This is a genomic window from Actinomadura soli, from assembly GCF_005889715.1.
GTDB lineage: Bacteria > Actinomycetota > Actinomycetes > Streptosporangiales > Streptosporangiaceae > Spirillospora > Spirillospora soli.
Window position 1 is genome coordinate 1 of the sequence record NZ_VCKW01000613.1, and the last position, 571, is coordinate 571.

The window sequence follows — 571 nt, forward strand, 5'->3', positions numbered from 1 at the left end:
CGTCGACGGCCTGGATGAGCCGGCCGCCCTCCTGCTCGGCGGCGTGCCGCAGCGCCGTCAGGACGCCGGCGCCGACCGGATCGGGCCGGAACCCGCCGCGGTGGCTGCGACGGCGCCGGATCTGCGCATACTCGCGCTCCACCTCGTCGCCTGCCCGCTCCCTCAGCGACTCCAGGTGGACGTCGGCGAGCAGATGCGGCCGGTCAGGGTCGGGCAGCAGCCGCACGACGGGCTCGAACCCTTGCATGCGCAGCGAGAGCCGCAGGTTGTACAGCGCGGCGCCGCAGCTGATCAGCATTTCGCGGCCGTCCGGGTCCGCGACGTCCAACCGGCGGTCGGCGTCGGCGCGGACGCTGATCCGCGAACCGCTGATCCCGAACCGCCACGGCTGGGTGTTGTGCACCGACGGCGCCTGCACGGCGTCCTCGACGGCGCGGCGGACGACGTCGGTCGCGATGTCCGTGCTCTGTGAAGGCATCATCACTCCCCCTTGGTCACCATCCAGCCCACCATCTGCGGCCGACCTGCGGCAGTGCCGAAGGTCCCGGGCGACGGGGCCGTCCGGCCCGTG

The 571-nt window shown here is 73.6% G+C and carries 1 pseudogene; it reads right to left on the reverse strand.

Going from position 1 to position 571, the window contains the following annotated elements:
* Positions 1-481: pseudogene (locus ETD83_RS42140) on the reverse strand (Acg family FMN-binding oxidoreductase); the annotation flags it as partial.
* Between the last annotated feature and the right edge of the window lie 90 nt (positions 482-571).